The sequence below is a fragment of the Sulfurimonas sp. HSL-3221 genome (assembly GCF_021044585.1).
Classification (GTDB): domain Bacteria; phylum Campylobacterota; class Campylobacteria; order Campylobacterales; family Sulfurimonadaceae; genus Thiomicrolovo; species Thiomicrolovo sulfuroxydans.
In genome coordinates, this window is record NZ_CP087998.1 from 1,414,030 (window position 1) to 1,430,730 (window position 16,701).

Here is a 16,701-nt window from a genome sequence, read left to right on the forward strand (position 1 = left end):
AGCGGCTTGAGGGAGTGATTAAGCTGCCGCTGCCGCGTTTTCTGTGAAAACACCAGACATCGTATCATCAGCCGTTTGGGACTATAATCGGTTTCATTGTTTCTGCATACCCGGGAGAACAGAGACATACGACAAGGAGACACATTGGCGCAAAAAGACAAAGAGAAATGGGATAAGAAATACACCGAGATGGAGGGGCTGCTCGAACGCAGGCCACCGAGTGAACTGGTCAGTACACATGCCGCCGAAGCCCCTGGAGCGAGGGCCCTCGACCTCGCCTGCGGCGGCGGGCGCCACAGCCTCTATCTGGCCGACGAAGGGTTTAGCGTCGATGCCGTCGACATCTCGACCGTCGCCCTTGCGGCCCTGCGGGAGAAGGCGGACCTTGACAAGATCAACCTGATCGAAGCGGACCTCGACACCTTCGTCCCCGACGCGGAAACCTACGACATGATTGTCAAAACGAACTTCCTCGACCGCGGCCTGATCGCACGGGCAAAAGCGGCGCTGAAACCCGGCGGTATCATGGTCCTGGAGACCTACATGGCCGATGCGGGCAACGAGAAGCCCGACTCCAACCCGGATTTCCTGCTCCAGAAAGAGGAACTCAAATCGCTCTTCGGCGAGGGCTTCAGCGTCCTGGAGTACAAAGAGTTCTGGAACGAACCGCACGAAAAATACCGCATGCGCAAACAGGCGATTGCCGTACGCAAAGATTGATCGCAGTATAATGGCGCAAGATTTTTGAACAGGAGAGGTTCTTTGAGAACACCCAGAGGCTTCGGCAAGCGTTATTTCACCCTCGCTTCCATCCAGGCGCACAGCGTCGCGCCCGCGCAAAACGCCCTGCGTGTATGCCTCGAAACCTACGCCACCGTCCTGCAGCACGACCGTGAAAGCGACGAGGCGCCACCGGAAGAACCCCTGGAGGCCCTCACCTGTTTTGCCAGCGACAAGCCCTGCCACTGCGACTGTTACTTTAGACGCCGAACCTTCCTGACCCTGCGCACCTGCCGCAAACCATCCGCCTGTACCTGCAACTGCCGATTTTACAGCTTCCGACGTACCGGGGTCCATCCGCCGTACCTCTGATTTTTTCCATCCGACCTTAACAACAATCGAAAAAAGAAAAATATCAAAGGACAGACCCATGTCAAAAAACTACGTCATCGGCTACCCCCGCATCGGGGAGAACCGCGAACTCAAGTTCGCACTGGAGAGCTACTGGAGCGGCAAAAGCGACCTTGCCGCCCTTGAAGCGTGCGCATCGACACTGCGCCGCCGCCACTGGCAGGAACAGCAAGACGCCGGCATCGGCACGATCAGCTGCAACGACTTCAGCTTCTACGACGCGATGCTCGACACCTGTGTCCTGCTCGGCGCCGTCCCGGCCCGCTTCCGCAATATCGAAGACGACACCATCCGCTACTTCACCATGGCCCGCGGCGACAGCCAGCGCACCGCGATGCAGATGACCAAATGGTTCAACACCAACTACCACTACATCGTCCCTGAGTTCGCGGCCACAGACGCCTTTGCACCGAACGCATCGAAAATCGTCGCCGAATACCAAGAGGCGAAGGCGGCGGGCATCACCCCGAAAATAAACCTCATAGGCCCCCTCACCTTCCTCGGCCTCGGCAAAAGCGTTGAGAAAAACTTTGACCGCTACGCCCACTTCGATGCCGTTGTCGCCTGCTACGAAGCAGTGCTTACGGCCATCAGCACCCTCGACGACCTCGTCACCGTCCAGATCGACGAGCCGCTCCTCGTCACCGGGCCGGATGCCAAGACCCTGAGCCTGCTCAAACGGGCCTACGACCGGCTCGGCAGCACCGCGTCACAGGTGGAGATCATCGTCGCGACCTATTTCGAACACGCCTGCGAAGCCGTCGAAGTGCTCGCCCATACACCCATCAGCGGGATCGCCCTCGATTTCGTCCACGGCCCGCGCAACATGGAAGCGCTCGGCACCGTCGCCCAAAGCGGCAAAACGCTCATCGCCGGGGTGATCGACGGTCGCAACGTCTGGCGCAGCGACCTCGATGCCGTCGGCGACACCCTCGAGACGATCGCGCAGACGGTGCCAAAATCCCTCATCGTTCCCGCCACCTCCTGTTCGTTGCTGCATGTCCCCTATTCGCTCGAAGCGGAAACGGCACTGGATGCGGAGGTCATACAGTGGCTCGCCTTCGCGAAGGAGAAACTGGCCGAACTGAACGTCGTCGCCAAACGCTTTACCGGGGCGGCGCTGGACGATGCGGAACTGAGCCTGATGCAACTCAGCCGGGAAGCGGTGCACACACGGCAATGTTCCCCGCGCATCCACGACGCCGCCGTACAGCAGCGCGTTGCATCGCAGACGGGGACGGAACGTACCGAGCCCTATGAAACACGGATCAAGGCCCAGCGCGAAGCGCTGCGCTACCCTCTGCTGCCGACGACGACGATAGGTTCCTTCCCCCAGACGCCGGAACTCCGTACGCTACGCCGGGACTTCAAACGTGGCGACATCGATGTACAGACGTACGACGCGGGCATCAAAGCCTACATCGACGACTGCATCGCCTTCCAGGAGTCGATCGGCCTTGATGTACTCGTGCACGGCGAGCCCGAACGCAACGATATGGTCGAGTACTTCGGCGAACAGCTCGCCGGCTTCGTTTTCAGCGCCAGGGGATGGGTCCAGAGTTACGGCAGCCGCTGCGTCAAGCCGCCGCTCATCTACGGCGACGTCAGCCGTCCCCTGCCGATGACCGTGGGCTGGACGACCTACGCGCAGAGCAAAACTTCCAAGATCGTCAAAGGGATGCTCACCGGTCCCGTCACGATCCTCAACTGGTCCTTCGTCCGCGATGACCTGCCCCGTGCCGACGTGGCCGCGCAGATCGCCCTGGCCATCGGCGACGAGGTCGACGACCTCCAAAATGCCGGCATACGCATTGTCCAGGTGGACGAAGCGGCCTTCAAGGAGGGGTACCCGCTGCGCCGCGAGAACATCTCCGCCTACGAGACCTGGGCCGTCGACGCCTTCCGCCGCAGCGTCGCCTGTGCGCGCAGCGAAACGCAGATCCATACGCATATGTGCTACAGCCAGTTCAACGACATCATCCATACCATCGAGGCGATGGACGCGGACGTCATCTCCATCGAGACCGCCCGCAGCGGCAACGCCCTGCTGCGCATCTTCAAGGAGGTCGGCTACAAGCAGGAGGTGGGTCCCGGCGTCTACGACATCCACTCTCCCCGCGTCCCGCCGGTGGCGGAGATGGTCGTGCAGATCAACGCCCTGCTGGAGGTACTGCCCCAAGAGCAGCTCTGGATCAACCCCGACTGCGGCCTGAAAACCCGCAAATGGGAGGAGGTTAAACCGAGTTTGGCCAACATGGTCGAAGCCGTCAGCGAGGTGCGCGCCGCATTTGACGCTATAATCGCATCCAAAAAAGGCGATGCAGCATGGACGAATCCCTCGAGATCCTCTACCGCGACGAGTGGCTTGTAGCCGTAAACAAGCCCAGCGGGCTGCTCGTGCACCGCTCCTGGATCGATAAGGACGAGACGCGCTTCGCGCTGCAGCTCGTCCGGGACCAGATCGGGCAGTACGTCTATCCCGTCCACCGCCTCGACAAGCCTACTTCCGGCGTGCTGCTCTTCGCCCTCGATCCCGATACGGCCCGCAAAGTCGGCGAGATCTTCGAAGCCGGGAGCGTCCGCAAGGAGTACCTCGCCGTCGTGCGCGGCTACATTGACGAAGGGGGCCGCATCGACTACCCGCTCAAAGAGCTGCTCGACAAGATGACCGACGCGAAGGCGCGCACGGACAAAGAGGCCCAGGAAGCCGTCACGCTCTTTGAACGCCTCGCGACCGTCGAGCTTCCCATCCCCGTCGGGCGCTACCAGACCGCCCGCTACTCCCTGGTACGGCTGCGGCCCGAAACGGGGCGTAAACACCAGCTGCGGCGCCATATGAAACACCTGCTGCACCCCATCGTCGGCGATACCAAATACGGCCGGACAGAGCACAACAACCTTTTCCGGGAACATTTCGGCTGCCACCGGCTGCTGCTCGCCTCGACGAAGCTCGAACTCCCCCACCCCGTCACCGGGGAGCCGCTCTGTATCGAGGCCACCGTCGGGGAGGTCTTCGCGAGCATTCTCACCGCTTTCGGCTGGGACGCTGAATAATATTTTTTAATTTCTTACTCCCGATCTTCCCTTAACAACACAGTGGCATAATGAAAAATAACGTCCGTGTAAAGGAGTGCCGATGAAACCGATAATCCTGCCTCTTCTCCTCGCCGCATCGCTTTTTGGCGCGGACGGCTACAAGATCTACGAGCAGCACTGCGCCTCCTGCCATATGGTCATGCTCCCGCTTGAAGAACCGGCGCGCGGCCAGCAGAAGGCGAAGATGAAAGCGCCGACGATGCGCATGGTCGCCATGCGGCTGAAGATGATGATCCATATCCACAACGAGGATGAAGATATCCAGCGCAAAGTCGTCAAAGCCTTTGTCAAGGAGTACATCGACGATCCCGACGAAGAGTACGTTCTGTGTCTGCCGGAGATGGTGGAAAAGTTCGGGGTGATGACGCCCGTCAAAGGGTTGACGAACGCTGAAAAAGAGGCAGTGGCCGAATGGCTCTGGGAGCAGTTCTAGGCGCTGTGCGTTAGAGCGAGCGCAGGTGTTCCAGGAAAGCTTCGGGCGGCTTGTAGCCGATCAGCGTCTTCTCCTTCATCAGTTTCCCTGTTTCATCAAAGAAGAGGATGCCCGGAGGGCCGTAAAGTCCGAAGTTTTTCGTCAGCGCCCGTTCGGGGTCGCTGTTCTCCGTCACGTCCGCCTGCACCAGGACAAAATCCTGCAGAGCCGCCACGACACGCGGGTCGGCGAAGGTGATCTCCGCATACTCCTGGCAGGCCGCGCACCACGTGGCGGAAAAGTCCAGCATCACCTTTTTCCCTTTGTTGGCGGCGATGACCTGCTCCAGTTCCGCTTCGGAGTGGATCACCTCGAAGGCCACCTCTGTTGCAGCGACAGGCGCAGCAGCGGTGTCCTGCGTGCACATTTTGACTTCAAACCCTTTGAGAGGGTGTGTCATCGACGTCCCCCCCGAAAGCGCCCCGACGAGCAGGATCGTGCCGTAAAGCATGAAGACGATGCCGATCGCCTTGATAAAAGAGTGCATTGAACGGCGGACGCCGCCGTGGATCGGTTCGAAAGCCCCGAGGTAGACGGCGGCGACGATGAAGTAGATCGCCCAGAGCATCATCGTGATCCAGTCCGGGATCACCCGCGATACCATCCAGATGGCGACACCGATCATCACGGCGCCGAAGACCTCCGTGACAATGTTCATCCAGCCGCCCGGTTTCGGCATGAACCTGCCGGCGCCCAGGCCGATGAGCAGCAGCGGGACCCCCATCCCGAGGCTCATGACAAAGAGGGCGACGCCGCCGAGAGCCGCATTGCCCGTCTGGCCGATGTAAATCAGCGCCGCCGCCAGGCCGGGGGCCACGCAGGGGCCGACGATAAGCGCACTCAAAAAGCCCATCACCGCGACGCCGGTAAATCCGCCCTTTTCACCCGCCTTGTCCGAAAAACGCGACAGACGCGTCTGCAGCGTCGCCGGGAGCCCGATCTCGTAAAACCCGAACATGGAAAATGCCAGCGCAACAAAGATCAGCGCGAATGCCCCGATGGCCCACGGGTTTTGCAAGATCACCTGCAGGTTCTCTCCGAAAAGGCCGGCCATGATCCCGGCGATCGTATAGGCGAAGGCCATCGCCAGGACGTAAACCAGCGAAAGGGTGAACCCGCGACGGGCCGTCAGCCTCTCCCCCTGCGACACGATAATGGAGGAGAGGATCGGGATCATCGGAAAGATGCACGGGGTCAGCGAAAGTGCAAGTCCAAAGCCGAAGAAGAGGGCCAGGATCGCCCAGAGGCTGCCGCCTTTGAGCGTATCGACGATGATGTCCGTTTCGCTCTCACCCTGCGCGGCGGCCGGAGCCTTCGGCTTTTCAGGTGCTTCGGCAGCCGCCGATCCAAGTTTGGCGAGGTCGACGTCGAAGGTGTACTCTTTGTTCTGTGGCTCGTAACAGAGCCCGCGCTCCGAACAGCCCTGGAACGCGAGAGCGACGGTGACGGGGACTATGCCCGTTTTCTGCGACGATGTGAGGATAATCTCGACGGGTACGTTGTGAAGGTGGACCATGTCGCCGTCATGCTCTTCCGCAACGCTGTTGACCTTCACTTCGGAGATGGAGACCCCAGAGGGCGCCTTGACTTTGGCATCGAGCTTGTCCGCATAGACATAGATGCCCTCGCCCAGTTCGATGTCGATGGCGATGTGCTGGTTGTCAAGCAGGGAAGCCTTGGGCTTGAATGCCTCTTCGGGCATCAGGAAACTGCTCTGAAAGGCGAAGAGGAGCGTCGCCGAAAGCAGGGTAAAAAACGCGAGGAACCGTTTCACAGAAAGCCTTTGTGACGAAATTGGCCCACATTTTAGCGCAAGAAGCAAAAACAAAACAGTAACACGTCCCCATCTGCGGGGGGTTAAGCTTTCAGCGCGGGCATGTCACTTCAGGATCGGGAGCAGTCGGGCGTAGAAACAGGCGGCATGCTGCACGGCATCGACACGGATCCACTGGCGCGTCAGTTTGAAACGGAAGCTGCCGACGCTGCGCTCGGGGTAGCGGTGGGCGTACGCGGATTCGGGCGTATTGAAGGTGGCGAGCAGCCCCCGCGCCGCCAGGAGCATGGGACCGAGGATGTGCGTCATCTGCGCCTTTTCACCGCGCTGCCGCGCCAGCCGGAAGGCCGCCATCAGCCCTTCGCAGCGTGAACCGTCATGGTAGACGTGGTCACCGAAACGGTAGTAAAAACCGCCGGCATAATCGGGACAGAGCGCATCATCAGGCGTGTACATATGGCGGATCATCTGAGCCGCGTCCCCGTATACGAAGGCCCGGTGGGCATCGGTGACGACGCCTTCGATCCCGTCCCAGGCTTCGATCGCCTGCATCAGCCAGCTGTCCGCCGGCAGCGGCTCGAAGAGATCGGCATAGCGCTTCGGACGGATATGGATGAGAAAATCAAGTGCCCGGCGGCTCTCATGCCGGATGCGCGCTTTCAATTCATCCGACCCGTCGCCGTATGCATGGAAAAGCGCCAGGCCAAGCAGCGCCTCGCCGGGGTAGTAAAAGGAGAAGAGGCCCCGCTTCGTCTTGTCATCGATGCCGACCAGCGGCGCCCCCTTCCCGAAACGCGGATGGCGGTAGTAGCCGATCAACTCCCCCTCCCCGTCGATGCGGCTGAGCAGGTGCCCTACAAGTCCCTCTTCATAGCGCCCGTAACGCCCGTCGCCGCTGAGATGCCGGTAGCGCATCAGGGCGGCCAGCCCTATGCCGGCACCCCCGAGCTTGGACTTCTTGTTATAGAAGGGGTAGCAGCGATACCCCTCCGCATCTTCCTCTTCTTGCAGCGTCGTTACGAAATAATCGATGGAGCGGCGCGCCGCCTCCAGCAGACGGCGCTCTTTGAAGAGCGTATACCCCTCGAGCAGGGTGATCGTCGCGCCGCTGTGGCGCAGAATGTTGTAATACGCCGGGTTCTTCGGGTGCTGAAAATCGGCTTCGCTGTCGCGCAAGGGATCGTAATAGTAGAGGAAGCGTCCGTCGCGCCGCATATTGTCCGCCAGCCAGCCGATGCTCTCGCGCAGCACGCTCTCCACGGCGCCGGCCGAAAGGGCAAAAGGCGCCGGCAGCCCCCGGTACAGTGGAAGGGATTTCTCTTCATAGGTGATGACGGCAACGCTTTTCAGGAGACTGCACTGCAGCGGCACTCCGCGCATCATCGCGGCGCGTTGCTCCTCATCCTGCCCCTTTTGTGCCAGACCGAAACGCCTGGCAAGGAAGTCCAGCAGTTGCGTCACGCTCATGATGCTGTGGGTCACGGCATCGGAGGGCATGACGTAACGCACCTTCCCCTCATACACGCAGCGCACGCCCGTCACCCCGGGCTCATATCGTGCCGGCGACACCTCCATCCACGTCAGCTCTTCCAGACGGCAGGGCACCTCCTCTGTCACCATCTCGACCATGATCCGACAGACGGAGGGGTCGGAAACATGGAAGGCCTCAAAGCCTTTGCGTTTGCGCACTCCCGCCACGGCGCGGCGTATGCCCTCCGCCAGCGAACGGCGCCGCGATCCCCAGCGCAACGGCTTCTCGCCGCGCTGGAAAAGCGTAACATAAAGCTGCGAGCAGGAGGGATCAAAGCTCCGTGCAAACCGTTTGGGAAGCAGAAATTCCGAGGGCTCTCCCGCTAGCATCTTCCGAAGCGCCCCAAAAAACTGCATCTCATCTGCTGTTTCCACGCCGGAGACCGCGTGCGGTACCGTCATCCCTTCTCCTTCACATGCCCTCGGGCATCCATGCTGTTATCAGCTCTTACAAAAAAATGCCAGATAGGCACCCTTTGGTAAAAGCGGAGCGGGACGAGCCCGCCGCTTAGACAACGCTGTCCGGATCCGGATCCACATCCAGATCGTCCAGATCGCTGTCGTCGAAGAGGTCGAAGTCCTCCGCATCCATCGCACCATGGCCACCGCCGCCCTGTCCGGGGTTACTGTCGTCGTCATGGTCCTCATCGTTGCCGTGACCGTTATCATGGTCGTCATCGCTGTCCGTATCGGTGTCAGTGTCAGTATCACTGTCGGTGTCTGTGTCCGTATCGGTGTCTGTGTCCGTATCGGTGTCTGTATCGGTGTCTGTGTCTGTATCCGTATCGGTGTCAGTATCCGTGTCGGAATCATCGTCCGTATCGGCACCGTGACCGCCGCCGCCCTGACCCGGGTTGCTGTCGTCGTCGTGGTCATCGTCGTTGCCGTGGCCGTTGTTGCCGTCATCGTCATCCGTGTCTGTATCCGTATCAGTATCCGTATCAGTGTCGGTATCCGTATCGGTGTCTGTATCCGTGTCAGTGTCGGTATCCGTATCGGTGTCTATATCCGTGTCAGTATCCGTGTCGGAATCATCGTCCGTGTCGGCACCGTGACCGCCGCCACCCTGACCCGGGTTGCTGTCGTCGTCATGGTCATCGTCGTTGCCGTGGCCGTTGTTGCCGTCATCGTCATCGTCGGAATCATCGTCCGTATCGGCACCATGGCCGCCGCCGCCCTGACCCGGGTTGCTGTCGTCATCGTGGTCATCGTCATTACCGTGACCGTTGTTGCCATCGTCATCGTCATCGTCGTCATCGTCATCATCGTTATCGGTGTCAGTGTCGGTGTCTGTGTCTGTATCCGTATCGGTGTCTGTATCCGTATCGGTGTCAGTGTCCGTATCGGTGTCTGTATCTGTATCCGTGTCTGTATCAGTATCGGTGTCTGTATCTGTATCCGTATCGGTGTCAGTGTCTGTATCCGTATCGGTATCAGCCGCCGGACGGGCATCCGCCGGATTGCCGATATCTGCGCTCGCAAAACCACGGGCACCCACTTCGTCACCCTCCTGATCGGCACCGACGTCACCCCGCGCGTCATCACGCTGTTCATAGATGGCGCCGTTGCTCAGTCCGCTGCCCTGGCCACCGCCCTGACCTGCTGCAGTCGCACCCATATCGCCACCCATCAGGGCGGTTTCGAGGGCGGTAACATCACCGATCAGCGCATCGTTTTCCGCCGTATCGACTGTTACGCTGCTGTCGAGTACGACATGTTCGTGTGAGCCGATCTCAACGGTATGGCCGTTATCAAGACTCAGGACGATCCCGCCTTCGCCGGTGATCACGATGTCATTTTCGTGGATGATATCCCCGGATACAGCGATCCTTTCGTGGCCGCCCGGTCCAATCACTTTCACAACGCCTTCAATTGCCGTTACCATTCCGATTGCAGTTGCCATCTCATCTCCTTTTGATGTATCTTAGCTGTATTATAGGCATTAACCGTCCCACAGCTCAATACTACTTTCGTATGAATTTGTTATCGCCTGGCGTTATTGACCATAATGGCCAGCTCCAGCCGGCTGGCCACGCCAAGCTTCTCATACACCGTCTTCAAATGGGTCTTGACCGTCTGTTCCGTGATGTCCGCCGTCTGGCCGATCTCCTTGTTACTCATCCCCAGTGCCACCATCTCCGCCAGCTCGCGCTCCCGCGCTGAAAGCGGGTCAAGCGCCTCGTGATGCTGGGCTGCCATCATACTGTTCTGTCGGATCATCATCTGGATAAACTCCGGGTAGAGCCAGATATTGCCGCCGACGACGGCCTTCACGGCCTGATTGATATTGTTGGGCGAAGCGTAGGTGTTCAGCAGGGCGCGTGCCCCCTCTTTGAGCAGCAGTATTCCGTCCGAATAGACGGGGCTGCTGTTCATCGCCATCACGGCGCTCTTCGTCCCCTTGAGAAACTGGAGCAGCTCCTCTATCTCACCGATGTTGCCGTCGTAATCGAACAGCACGACTGTGGGATGCGCTTTGTCCAACGCGCCGTAGAGCGCTCCCAGATCCTGAAACATCTGCAGATCATACAACCGCGACATCCCGGTTTTCCAGTGTTTAAGCACAGAATCCCGCCTTGAATAGAGGTAAAGTCGTTTCATCCTATCGCTCCTTGAAGGCATTGTCTTTCGTACGCAGCAGCGGTTGAAGAATATAGTCGAGAATGCTCTTTTTGCCCGTGATGATCTCTGCGTTGACGACCATACCCGGAATCAGCTTCAACGGATTCTCCACCGTGCCGAGGAAGGTTTTGTCCGTTTCGATCCAGACCTGGTAGTAGGTTTTGCCGTCGGCTTCGTTAATGGAGTCCGGGCTGATCCGCACGACCCGGCCGCTGAGTCCCCCGTAGATGGCGAAATCATAGGCCGTAATCTTGATCACCGCGCGCTGATCGGGGTACAAAAAGGCGATATCGCGCGGATGGACCTTGACTTCGACCAGCAGCGAATCCCCCGTCGGCAGGATGTCCATCATCTTCATTCCCGGCGTCACGACCCCGCCGATCGTTGTGACATAGAGGCGCTTGACGATCCCGTCGACGGGCGAGCGCACCAACGTCCGGCTCACCTGGTCCTCGAGTGCCGCCTGGGACTCCTTGATCCGCTGCATCTGTGCCTCGATGCCGTTGAGCTCCTCCTTGGCACGGTTCTGGAAGGCGAGCTCGGCTTCGTCGCGTTTGCTCTTCGCCTCGTCGATCATCGCCCGCGTCGACGTAATCTGGTGTCTTGTCGTCGTCAGGGACTGCTGAACGTTGTTGGCATCGCGCTGCAGCTTGATATAGTCGACCTCGGGCACGATCCGCTTTTCGACCAGAGGTTTGTTGATCTCGATCTCCTTCCGGACCAGTTCCATCTCCCGCTCAAGCTCGACGTAGTGCTCCCGCGCTTCTTTGAGCTCGCTGCTGCGCTGGACGATCTGCGCGTCGAGCACCGCGATACTCTTTTTGAGCTGTTTCCGGTTGCTCGTGAAAAGACTGCGCTCCTTCTCGATCAGCACCTTTTGCGCCGGGTCGCTTGTCTCGGGTTCGAGGAAAGCCGTCCCGTGGGCCTCCGCCCGCAGACGGACCGCGCGGGCATAAAGTTCGTCATACTCCAGCCGGGTCTTCTCCACCGTCGAACTGAAGTAGATGTCCTGCATCTTCAGCAGCGGTTCGCCTTTTTTGACCAGGTCGCCCTCTTTGATGAGGATCTCCTTGACGATCCCCCCTTCGAGGTTCTGGATCGGCTTGATCTGACTGCTCGGCACGATCTTGCCGTTGCCCTTGACGACCTCGTCGATCATCGCGTGATCCGCCCAGACGATGAAAACCGCCACTGTCAGCAGCATGATCCAGAGAAAAAGCCGCGAATGCAGGGCCGTACGCTCCAGCACCGCCGCGCTGCGGCTGTTGAGATAGGCCAGCTCCTCCTCCGAAACGACCCGGGGACGCAGATCACTCTTGTCGGAAGGCCGCTTCGGCGGCCGGCTGGAGAGCATGGAACTGTCAAGCACTGTGCACCTCCGACTTTTTAAGGTAGGCGAGGACCTCCGCCTTCGTACCGTCCATCACGACCTCCCCGCGCTCGAGCAGGATGATGCGCTCGACCAGTTCCAAAACGGCGTCTTTGTGCGTCACGAAGAGCGCCGTCTTCCCCTTGATCTTCTGGGAGATCCCGAGGATGGCGATACGCTCGCTCTCTTCGTCCAGGTGCGAGGTCGGCTCGTCAAAGAGAACCAAGGAGAAATCGTCGATCAGGGCCCGAGCGATCCCGATGCTCTGACGCTGCCCGCCCGAAACGTTCTGTCCCTTCTCCTTGATCTTCATATTGAAGCCGTCGGGGTTGAGATTGATGTAGCGCAGGGCGCCGCTCAGGCGCGCCGCCTCGACGATCTCGTGCGAATCGATGCCGGGATGCTTCAGGGCGATGTTCTCCTTGATCGTCCCCTGCAGCAGAACGATCTCCTGGGGAACGTAGGCGATCTGCTTGCGCAGCTCCGCCGGGGCGTACTGATCCATCTCGACGTCGTCCGCGAGGATCATCCCCTCCTTGGGGGCATAAAAGCCCATCAGCAGGTTGATGATGGTCGTCTTGCCCGAGCCCATCTCTCCCATGATGGCGACGTGTTCGCCGGGTTCGATCGTAAACGAGACGTCATGCAGGGCATTGCGTGCCGAATCGGGGTAGGCGAAATCGACATTGACGAAATCGATCTTTCCCTTGAAATGGCTGGCGCTGATAAACTCCCGCTCTTTGGGGTGTTCGACGGCGCTTCCCATCACCTTCTCGATTGCGCGGAAGCCCGCGCGGGCTTTGTTGAACTGCAAAATCAGCATCACCAGTTTTCCGACGGGGTTGACGGCCCGCGACGAAAGGATGTAGGCGACCAGCAATCCCCCCGTCGTCAGGATACCCTGGTGGATCATGTAGACGCTGGCCACGATCACGGCGACCGTCTGTACGCGGATCAGAAAGGAGGTCGCCGTCGCGATGGAGCCGTTGAGGACGCGGGATTTGAGCCCCCGCTGGGCGATGTTCCCCGTTGCCTCCTCCAGCTTCCACTGCATGACGCTGTTGTAATTGAAGGCCTTGATCGTTTCGATGGCGTTGAGGCTTTCGAGCAGAATGCTGTTTTTCACCGCCGATGCCTGGTTGGAGTTGCGGATGCTCGTCCGGATCGGTCCTTTTATAAGGTAGGCGTACACGACGATAAGGACGATCGTCATCAGCGGGATATAGACGACATTGCCGGCGACCCAGTAAACCACCAACAAGAAAAGAATCGAAAACGGGAGGTCGACGAGGGTCGTCACGACGGTCGAGGTCAGAAAGTTCCGGATGCTCTCATACTGTTTCAGGTCGCTTGAAAACGCGCCGACGGAACCGATCTGCTCGGAGAGCTTCATATCCATGACGTGCTCGAAAATCTTCGAAGACATGATCACGTCGCTCTTCTTCGCCGCGATCTCCATAAAGTAGCTCCGCAAAAAACGCAAAAAGGCTTCGAGGACGAAGATGGCCACGACACCGTAGGTGAGGACCCAGAGCGTATCGAGGGCCGTGTTCGGGATCACCCGGTCAAAAACGTTGCGCATATACAGCGGCAATATCAGAATAAACAGATTGACCAGGAAGGAGCCGACCAGAATGTCCATATAGATCGTTCTCGTGCGCGACAGCGTACTCCAGAACCAGTGCCTTTCGTCGTCCTCTTCCTTCTCTTCCTGCGCTTCCAGGCTGAACCCGAAATTCTTTTTCATCAGGAAACAGTACCCGAGGTACTCCGCTTCCAGGTGTTCGATGGGAATCCACCCCTCCTGCTCGGGAACGCCGGGAAGCAGCACGTTCGCATACTCCATCTCTTTGTCAAACTCGAGCAGCACGCAGGCACGATCCTCTTTCAGAATGAGGATGCACGGCAGCAGGTGCTGTGCGATTTTGCGCAGGGATTTCTTTTGAAGGGTACTGGCGAAGCCCGCCTTTTCCGCCGCCCGGCTAAAAAGCGAACGGGAGCGCTGGGGGTCGGGCTCGAACAGTTTCGGGTCCTCCGGGTCGACCGGCAACCCCGCCAGGACGATCTCCGCGGTCACTTCCTGGTGATAGAGTTTTGCAACGGCCAACAGGGCATCAAGCAGCCCGGAACGATTGTGTTCGCCCATCTACACCGCCCCCTTGTCCGGTTTGCCGATCCAGAAGCCCTGCAGCCGCTCGATGCCGTGCTCGTACAGGCTTGTTGCCGTCTCCTCGCTGTCGACTCCCGTCGCGATCAAATCGATGTCGATCAGCCTGGCAATGGTAAAGAGCGCCGATTCGCGTTTGCTCTCGGAACCGACCAGGGAGAGCAGGTACGCCGCGTCAATCTTCAGGTAGGAGGGTTTGACACGCTGCAGGAAGGTCAGATCTTTTTCGGATTCGACCGTAAAGTGGTCGATGCCGAAACGCCATCCCTGCTTCTGAACGAACATGGAGAAAGCCGCCGCGGGCTCCGGCGCGCTCAGCACCGTGCTGTTGGAGACCTCGAACGCCAGTTCCAGCGTATTATCGTCCCAGGCATCTTTTCTGGCGGACAACCATCCGATCGTGGAGCTGTGGGCGATAAAATCCTCCGAAACGTTCACCGCAACCTCGACGGCATGAAAGGTCTTGCCCATCTTGTCAAGGACGTAACGGTCAAGCTCTTCGAGCAGATCGAGGTGCGAAACGACCGGAATGAATGCCCCGGCGTTGAGCAGCTCGCCTTCGAGCTCCAGGCGCAGCAGGAGCTCTTTTTGCACCGTCTCCCCGCTGCGGGCGACAACGGGCTGGTACACGGTCACAAAACGGTCGAACTGCATCGCATCGCGCAGATGTTTCCGCCACTCGTCGTGTCCCCATGAGGGCACATGATCGTGCTTTTCGCGGTAGAGAACCGGTACGGCCCCGCCGGCTTCCGCCTGCATCAGCGCGTAATCGAGATGGCTCAGGAGGTCAGAAGGGGTTTCGCCGGTACGGTACGCCGCCGCGGCGATCGTCACGCAGTAGCCGGCCCCCTTGCAGCTCTCAGCCGCCGAGGTGAGCAGCGCCGAAACATCCGACTCCTCCAGCGACGGGAGGATAAGGATCACTTCGAATTCGCGAACCCGGCAGGCGACCCCCTCTTCGACCCCGTTGACGATGCCGCGGGCAATGTCGCCGATAAAGGAGAGCACCTTCTGCAGGACGTATCCTCCCTCTTCATGTTTCACCTTGTCGGGGTCGCACAGCTGCAGCGCGGCGACATAGCCGGCGGAGAAGCGGTCTTCCCCCGACATCAGGCTGCCCAGTTTCATCATAAAGAAATCGCGGTTTTTCAGGTGGGTCTGGCGGTCTTCATACAGGAGCGTATTGTAGCGGGCGACGGCGTCGGCCTCCTTCTTGAAAACCTCCTTCACTTTAAACACCAGGGTATTGATGGCCTGGACCACATCCCGGAACTCCCTGGTTCTCGGCAGCGACTCCTGGATGATAAAACGGTTCCCCGAGACGGCTTCCGCCTGTTCGCGGACCGCATCGAGCGAACGCAGCACGATCTTCAGCATAAAGTAGATCCCGCCCATGGCCAGCAGGCTCAGGATGAAGAAACTGACGAGCACTTCTTTGAGTACATCCCACATCTGGGTATAGGCGTTGCCGCGGTGTCCTTCGATCTGAAGCTCTCCGACCTGCATCCACTCCCTGCCCACGGGCACGGAAGCGGACGCAGGCGGCAGAGCGATGCTGTCGACGAACCATGTCGGCACGTCATCGAGGATCAGCGGCGTATGGCGTTCGTAGAGCACCTTTCCATCGACGTTGCGGTAGACGATCGCTTCGTAAAGTCCGCTGTCAAACACCGCGTTGATCATCGTTTCGGCCATCGCGACATCCTGGCCGTCGGACGCCCGGCTGATCGCCAGCCCCAGGGACGAAGCGGTGTTGCGCGCACTGGTATAGAGCTGCTCCTCGATGAAACGGACGTTCGTCCGGTAGTTGCTGAACATCGTCATCGCCAGCAGCGCTATCACCAGAATAGACATCGCCAGCGTGATCTCTTTAAAGAGTGTCACAATCCCTCCTTTTCAATGCGTTGCAGGAATGCAGCCCACGCCTTATTGCGCGACTTCCCGCCTGAAAGTGTTTTGCCTCTTCCCTGCTGCGTATTCAAAAAGAGGGACTCCGCGTTGAAACTGTAGACATAGACGAGGTCTTTGCGTTTCGTTGCCGGGAAAATGCGGTAATTGAGATTATCCAGGACCAGCGGTACCGCTTTCGGGTCTGCGTAATAGGTCAGCACCATATGCGCCTGGTTGAACTTGACGGCCTTCACGTAGGTAAAGAAGAGCTTTTTTTCGGGGACACCGAGCCGTTTCAGGGCAAAATACTTTGCGATGACGTAATCCTCGCAATCCCCCTGGTCCCGCGCGAGGAATTCGCTCGGGCGCGCCCAGTAGTCCTCAACACCCCAGTTTTGGATGTCGGAAACAAAACGGACGCGGTTAAAGAAGTCGTTGACCCCTTTGAGCTTTTCCATTTCACTCTTGTCCCGGAGGCCGTTGAGCATTCGCTCCATCGCTTCCAAGCGTTTCCGGGCGAAATAATCCTGTTCGTTCGCGTTGACGGCTGCATGCCCTGCCGACGCCTTCTCCCCGATGGGAGTCTGCGTGGCACCCTGTCCTGCACATCCTAGAAGGAGCGAAAGAAGTGCGAAATACCTGAGCAAATC

At 59.2% G+C, this 16,701-nt stretch carries 13 protein-coding genes; 6 read left to right on the top strand and 7 right to left on the bottom strand.

Features of this window, described 5'->3' with window-relative positions; all coding sequences use genetic code 11:
- Positions 1 to 144 precede the first annotated feature (144 nt).
- From LOH54_RS07190 to LOH54_RS07210, 5 genes are all read left to right on the top strand, one after another.
- Positions 145 to 720, top strand: a complete 576-nt coding sequence (locus LOH54_RS07190; protein WP_231018159.1) for a class I SAM-dependent methyltransferase — start codon at positions 145 to 147, stop codon at positions 718 to 720.
- Between the two features lie 42 nt (positions 721 to 762).
- Positions 763 to 1,092, top strand: a complete 330-nt coding sequence (locus LOH54_RS07195; RefSeq protein WP_231018160.1) for a hypothetical protein — start codon at positions 763 to 765, stop codon at positions 1,090 to 1,092.
- A 58-nt stretch (positions 1,093 to 1,150) separates the two neighbouring features.
- Positions 1,151 to 3,502 (top strand): 5-methyltetrahydropteroyltriglutamate--homocysteine S-methyltransferase, encoded by a 2,352-nt coding sequence (gene metE, locus LOH54_RS07200; protein WP_231018161.1) that lies wholly within the window; start codon positions 1,151 to 1,153, stop codon positions 3,500 to 3,502.
- A complete protein-coding gene (gene truC, locus LOH54_RS07205; protein ID WP_231018162.1) occupies positions 3,457 to 4,185 on the top strand; it encodes a tRNA pseudouridine(65) synthase TruC in 729 nt (242 codons plus the stop codon). Before metE ends, truC begins: the two co-directional genes overlap by 46 nt.
- A gap of 82 nt (positions 4,186 to 4,267) precedes the next feature.
- Positions 4,268 to 4,660 (top strand): cytochrome c family protein, encoded by a 393-nt coding sequence (locus LOH54_RS07210; RefSeq protein WP_231018163.1) that lies wholly within the window; start codon positions 4,268 to 4,270, stop codon positions 4,658 to 4,660.
- 10 nt (positions 4,661 to 4,670) lie between these two features.
- Here LOH54_RS07210 and dsbD read toward each other — a convergent pair whose 3' ends face one another.
- Together dsbD and LOH54_RS07220 are read right to left on the bottom strand one after the other, a co-directional pair.
- The gene (dsbD, locus tag LOH54_RS07215) at positions 4,671 to 6,473 is read right to left on the bottom strand and encodes a protein-disulfide reductase DsbD (RefSeq protein ID WP_231018164.1); all 1,803 of its coding nucleotides are present in this window, start codon (positions 6,471 to 6,473) and stop codon (positions 4,671 to 4,673) included.
- Between the two features lie 105 nt (positions 6,474 to 6,578).
- Entirely contained in the window at positions 6,579 to 8,405 is a 1,827-nt protein-coding gene (locus LOH54_RS07220) for a glycoside hydrolase family protein (protein WP_231018165.1), read from the bottom strand.
- A gap of 196 nt (positions 8,406 to 8,601) precedes the next feature.
- Here LOH54_RS07220 and LOH54_RS07225 point away from each other — a divergent pair, with 196 nt between their 5' ends.
- The gene (locus tag LOH54_RS07225) at positions 8,602 to 9,729 is read left to right on the top strand and encodes a hypothetical protein (protein WP_231018166.1); all 1,128 of its coding nucleotides are present in this window, start codon (positions 8,602 to 8,604) and stop codon (positions 9,727 to 9,729) included.
- Positions 9,730 to 9,986: 257 nt separating this feature from the next.
- Here LOH54_RS07225 and LOH54_RS07230 read toward each other — a convergent pair whose 3' ends face one another.
- From LOH54_RS07230 to LOH54_RS07250, 5 genes are all read right to left on the bottom strand, one after another.
- Positions 9,987 to 10,520, bottom strand: coding sequence for a response regulator transcription factor (locus tag LOH54_RS07230; RefSeq protein WP_231018167.1), 534 nt, complete (start codon positions 10,518 to 10,520; stop codon positions 9,987 to 9,989).
- Between the two features lie 85 nt (positions 10,521 to 10,605).
- Positions 10,606 to 11,994: an HlyD family type I secretion periplasmic adaptor subunit gene (locus LOH54_RS07235; RefSeq protein ID WP_231018168.1), complete on the bottom strand. Its 1,389-nt coding sequence runs from the start codon at positions 11,992 to 11,994 to the stop codon at positions 10,606 to 10,608.
- The gene (locus LOH54_RS07240; protein ID WP_231018169.1) at positions 11,987 to 14,140 is read right to left on the bottom strand and encodes a type I secretion system permease/ATPase; all 2,154 of its coding nucleotides are present in this window, start codon (positions 14,138 to 14,140) and stop codon (positions 11,987 to 11,989) included. The genes LOH54_RS07235 and LOH54_RS07240 overlap by 8 nt, the downstream gene beginning before the upstream one ends.
- Complete coding sequence (locus tag LOH54_RS07245) at positions 14,141 to 16,045, bottom strand: bifunctional diguanylate cyclase/phosphodiesterase (protein WP_231018170.1); 1,905 nt, start codon at positions 16,043 to 16,045, stop codon at positions 14,141 to 14,143. It abuts the gene before it with no gap.
- Positions 16,042 to 16,698, bottom strand: a complete 657-nt coding sequence (locus LOH54_RS07250) for a transglutaminase-like cysteine peptidase (protein ID WP_231018171.1) — start codon at positions 16,696 to 16,698, stop codon at positions 16,042 to 16,044. The genes LOH54_RS07245 and LOH54_RS07250 overlap by 4 nt, the downstream gene beginning before the upstream one ends.
- Positions 16,699 to 16,701 lie beyond the last annotated feature (3 nt).

Coding starts and splice junctions, on each gene's coding strand:
- metE (WP_231018161.1), top strand. CDS start 1,151: ATGTCAAAAAACTACGTCATCGGCTACCCCCGCATCGGGGAGAACCGC.
- truC (WP_231018162.1), top strand. CDS start 3,457: ATGGACGAATCCCTCGAGATCCTCTACCGCGACGAGTGGCTTGTAGCC.
- LOH54_RS07210 (WP_231018163.1), top strand. CDS start 4,268: ATGAAACCGATAATCCTGCCTCTTCTCCTCGCCGCATCGCTTTTTGGC.
- LOH54_RS07220 (WP_231018165.1), bottom strand. CDS start 8,405: ATGACGGTACCGCACGCGGTCTCCGGCGTGGAAACAGCAGATGAGATG.
- LOH54_RS07225 (WP_231018166.1), top strand. CDS start 8,602: ATGGCCACCGCCGCCCTGTCCGGGGTTACTGTCGTCGTCATGGTCCTC.
- LOH54_RS07230 (WP_231018167.1), bottom strand. CDS start 10,520: ATGTTTCAGGATCTGGGAGCGCTCTACGGCGCGTTGGACAAAGCGCAT.
- LOH54_RS07240 (WP_231018169.1), bottom strand. CDS start 14,140: ATGGGCGAACACAATCGTTCCGGGCTGCTTGATGCCCTGTTGGCCGTT.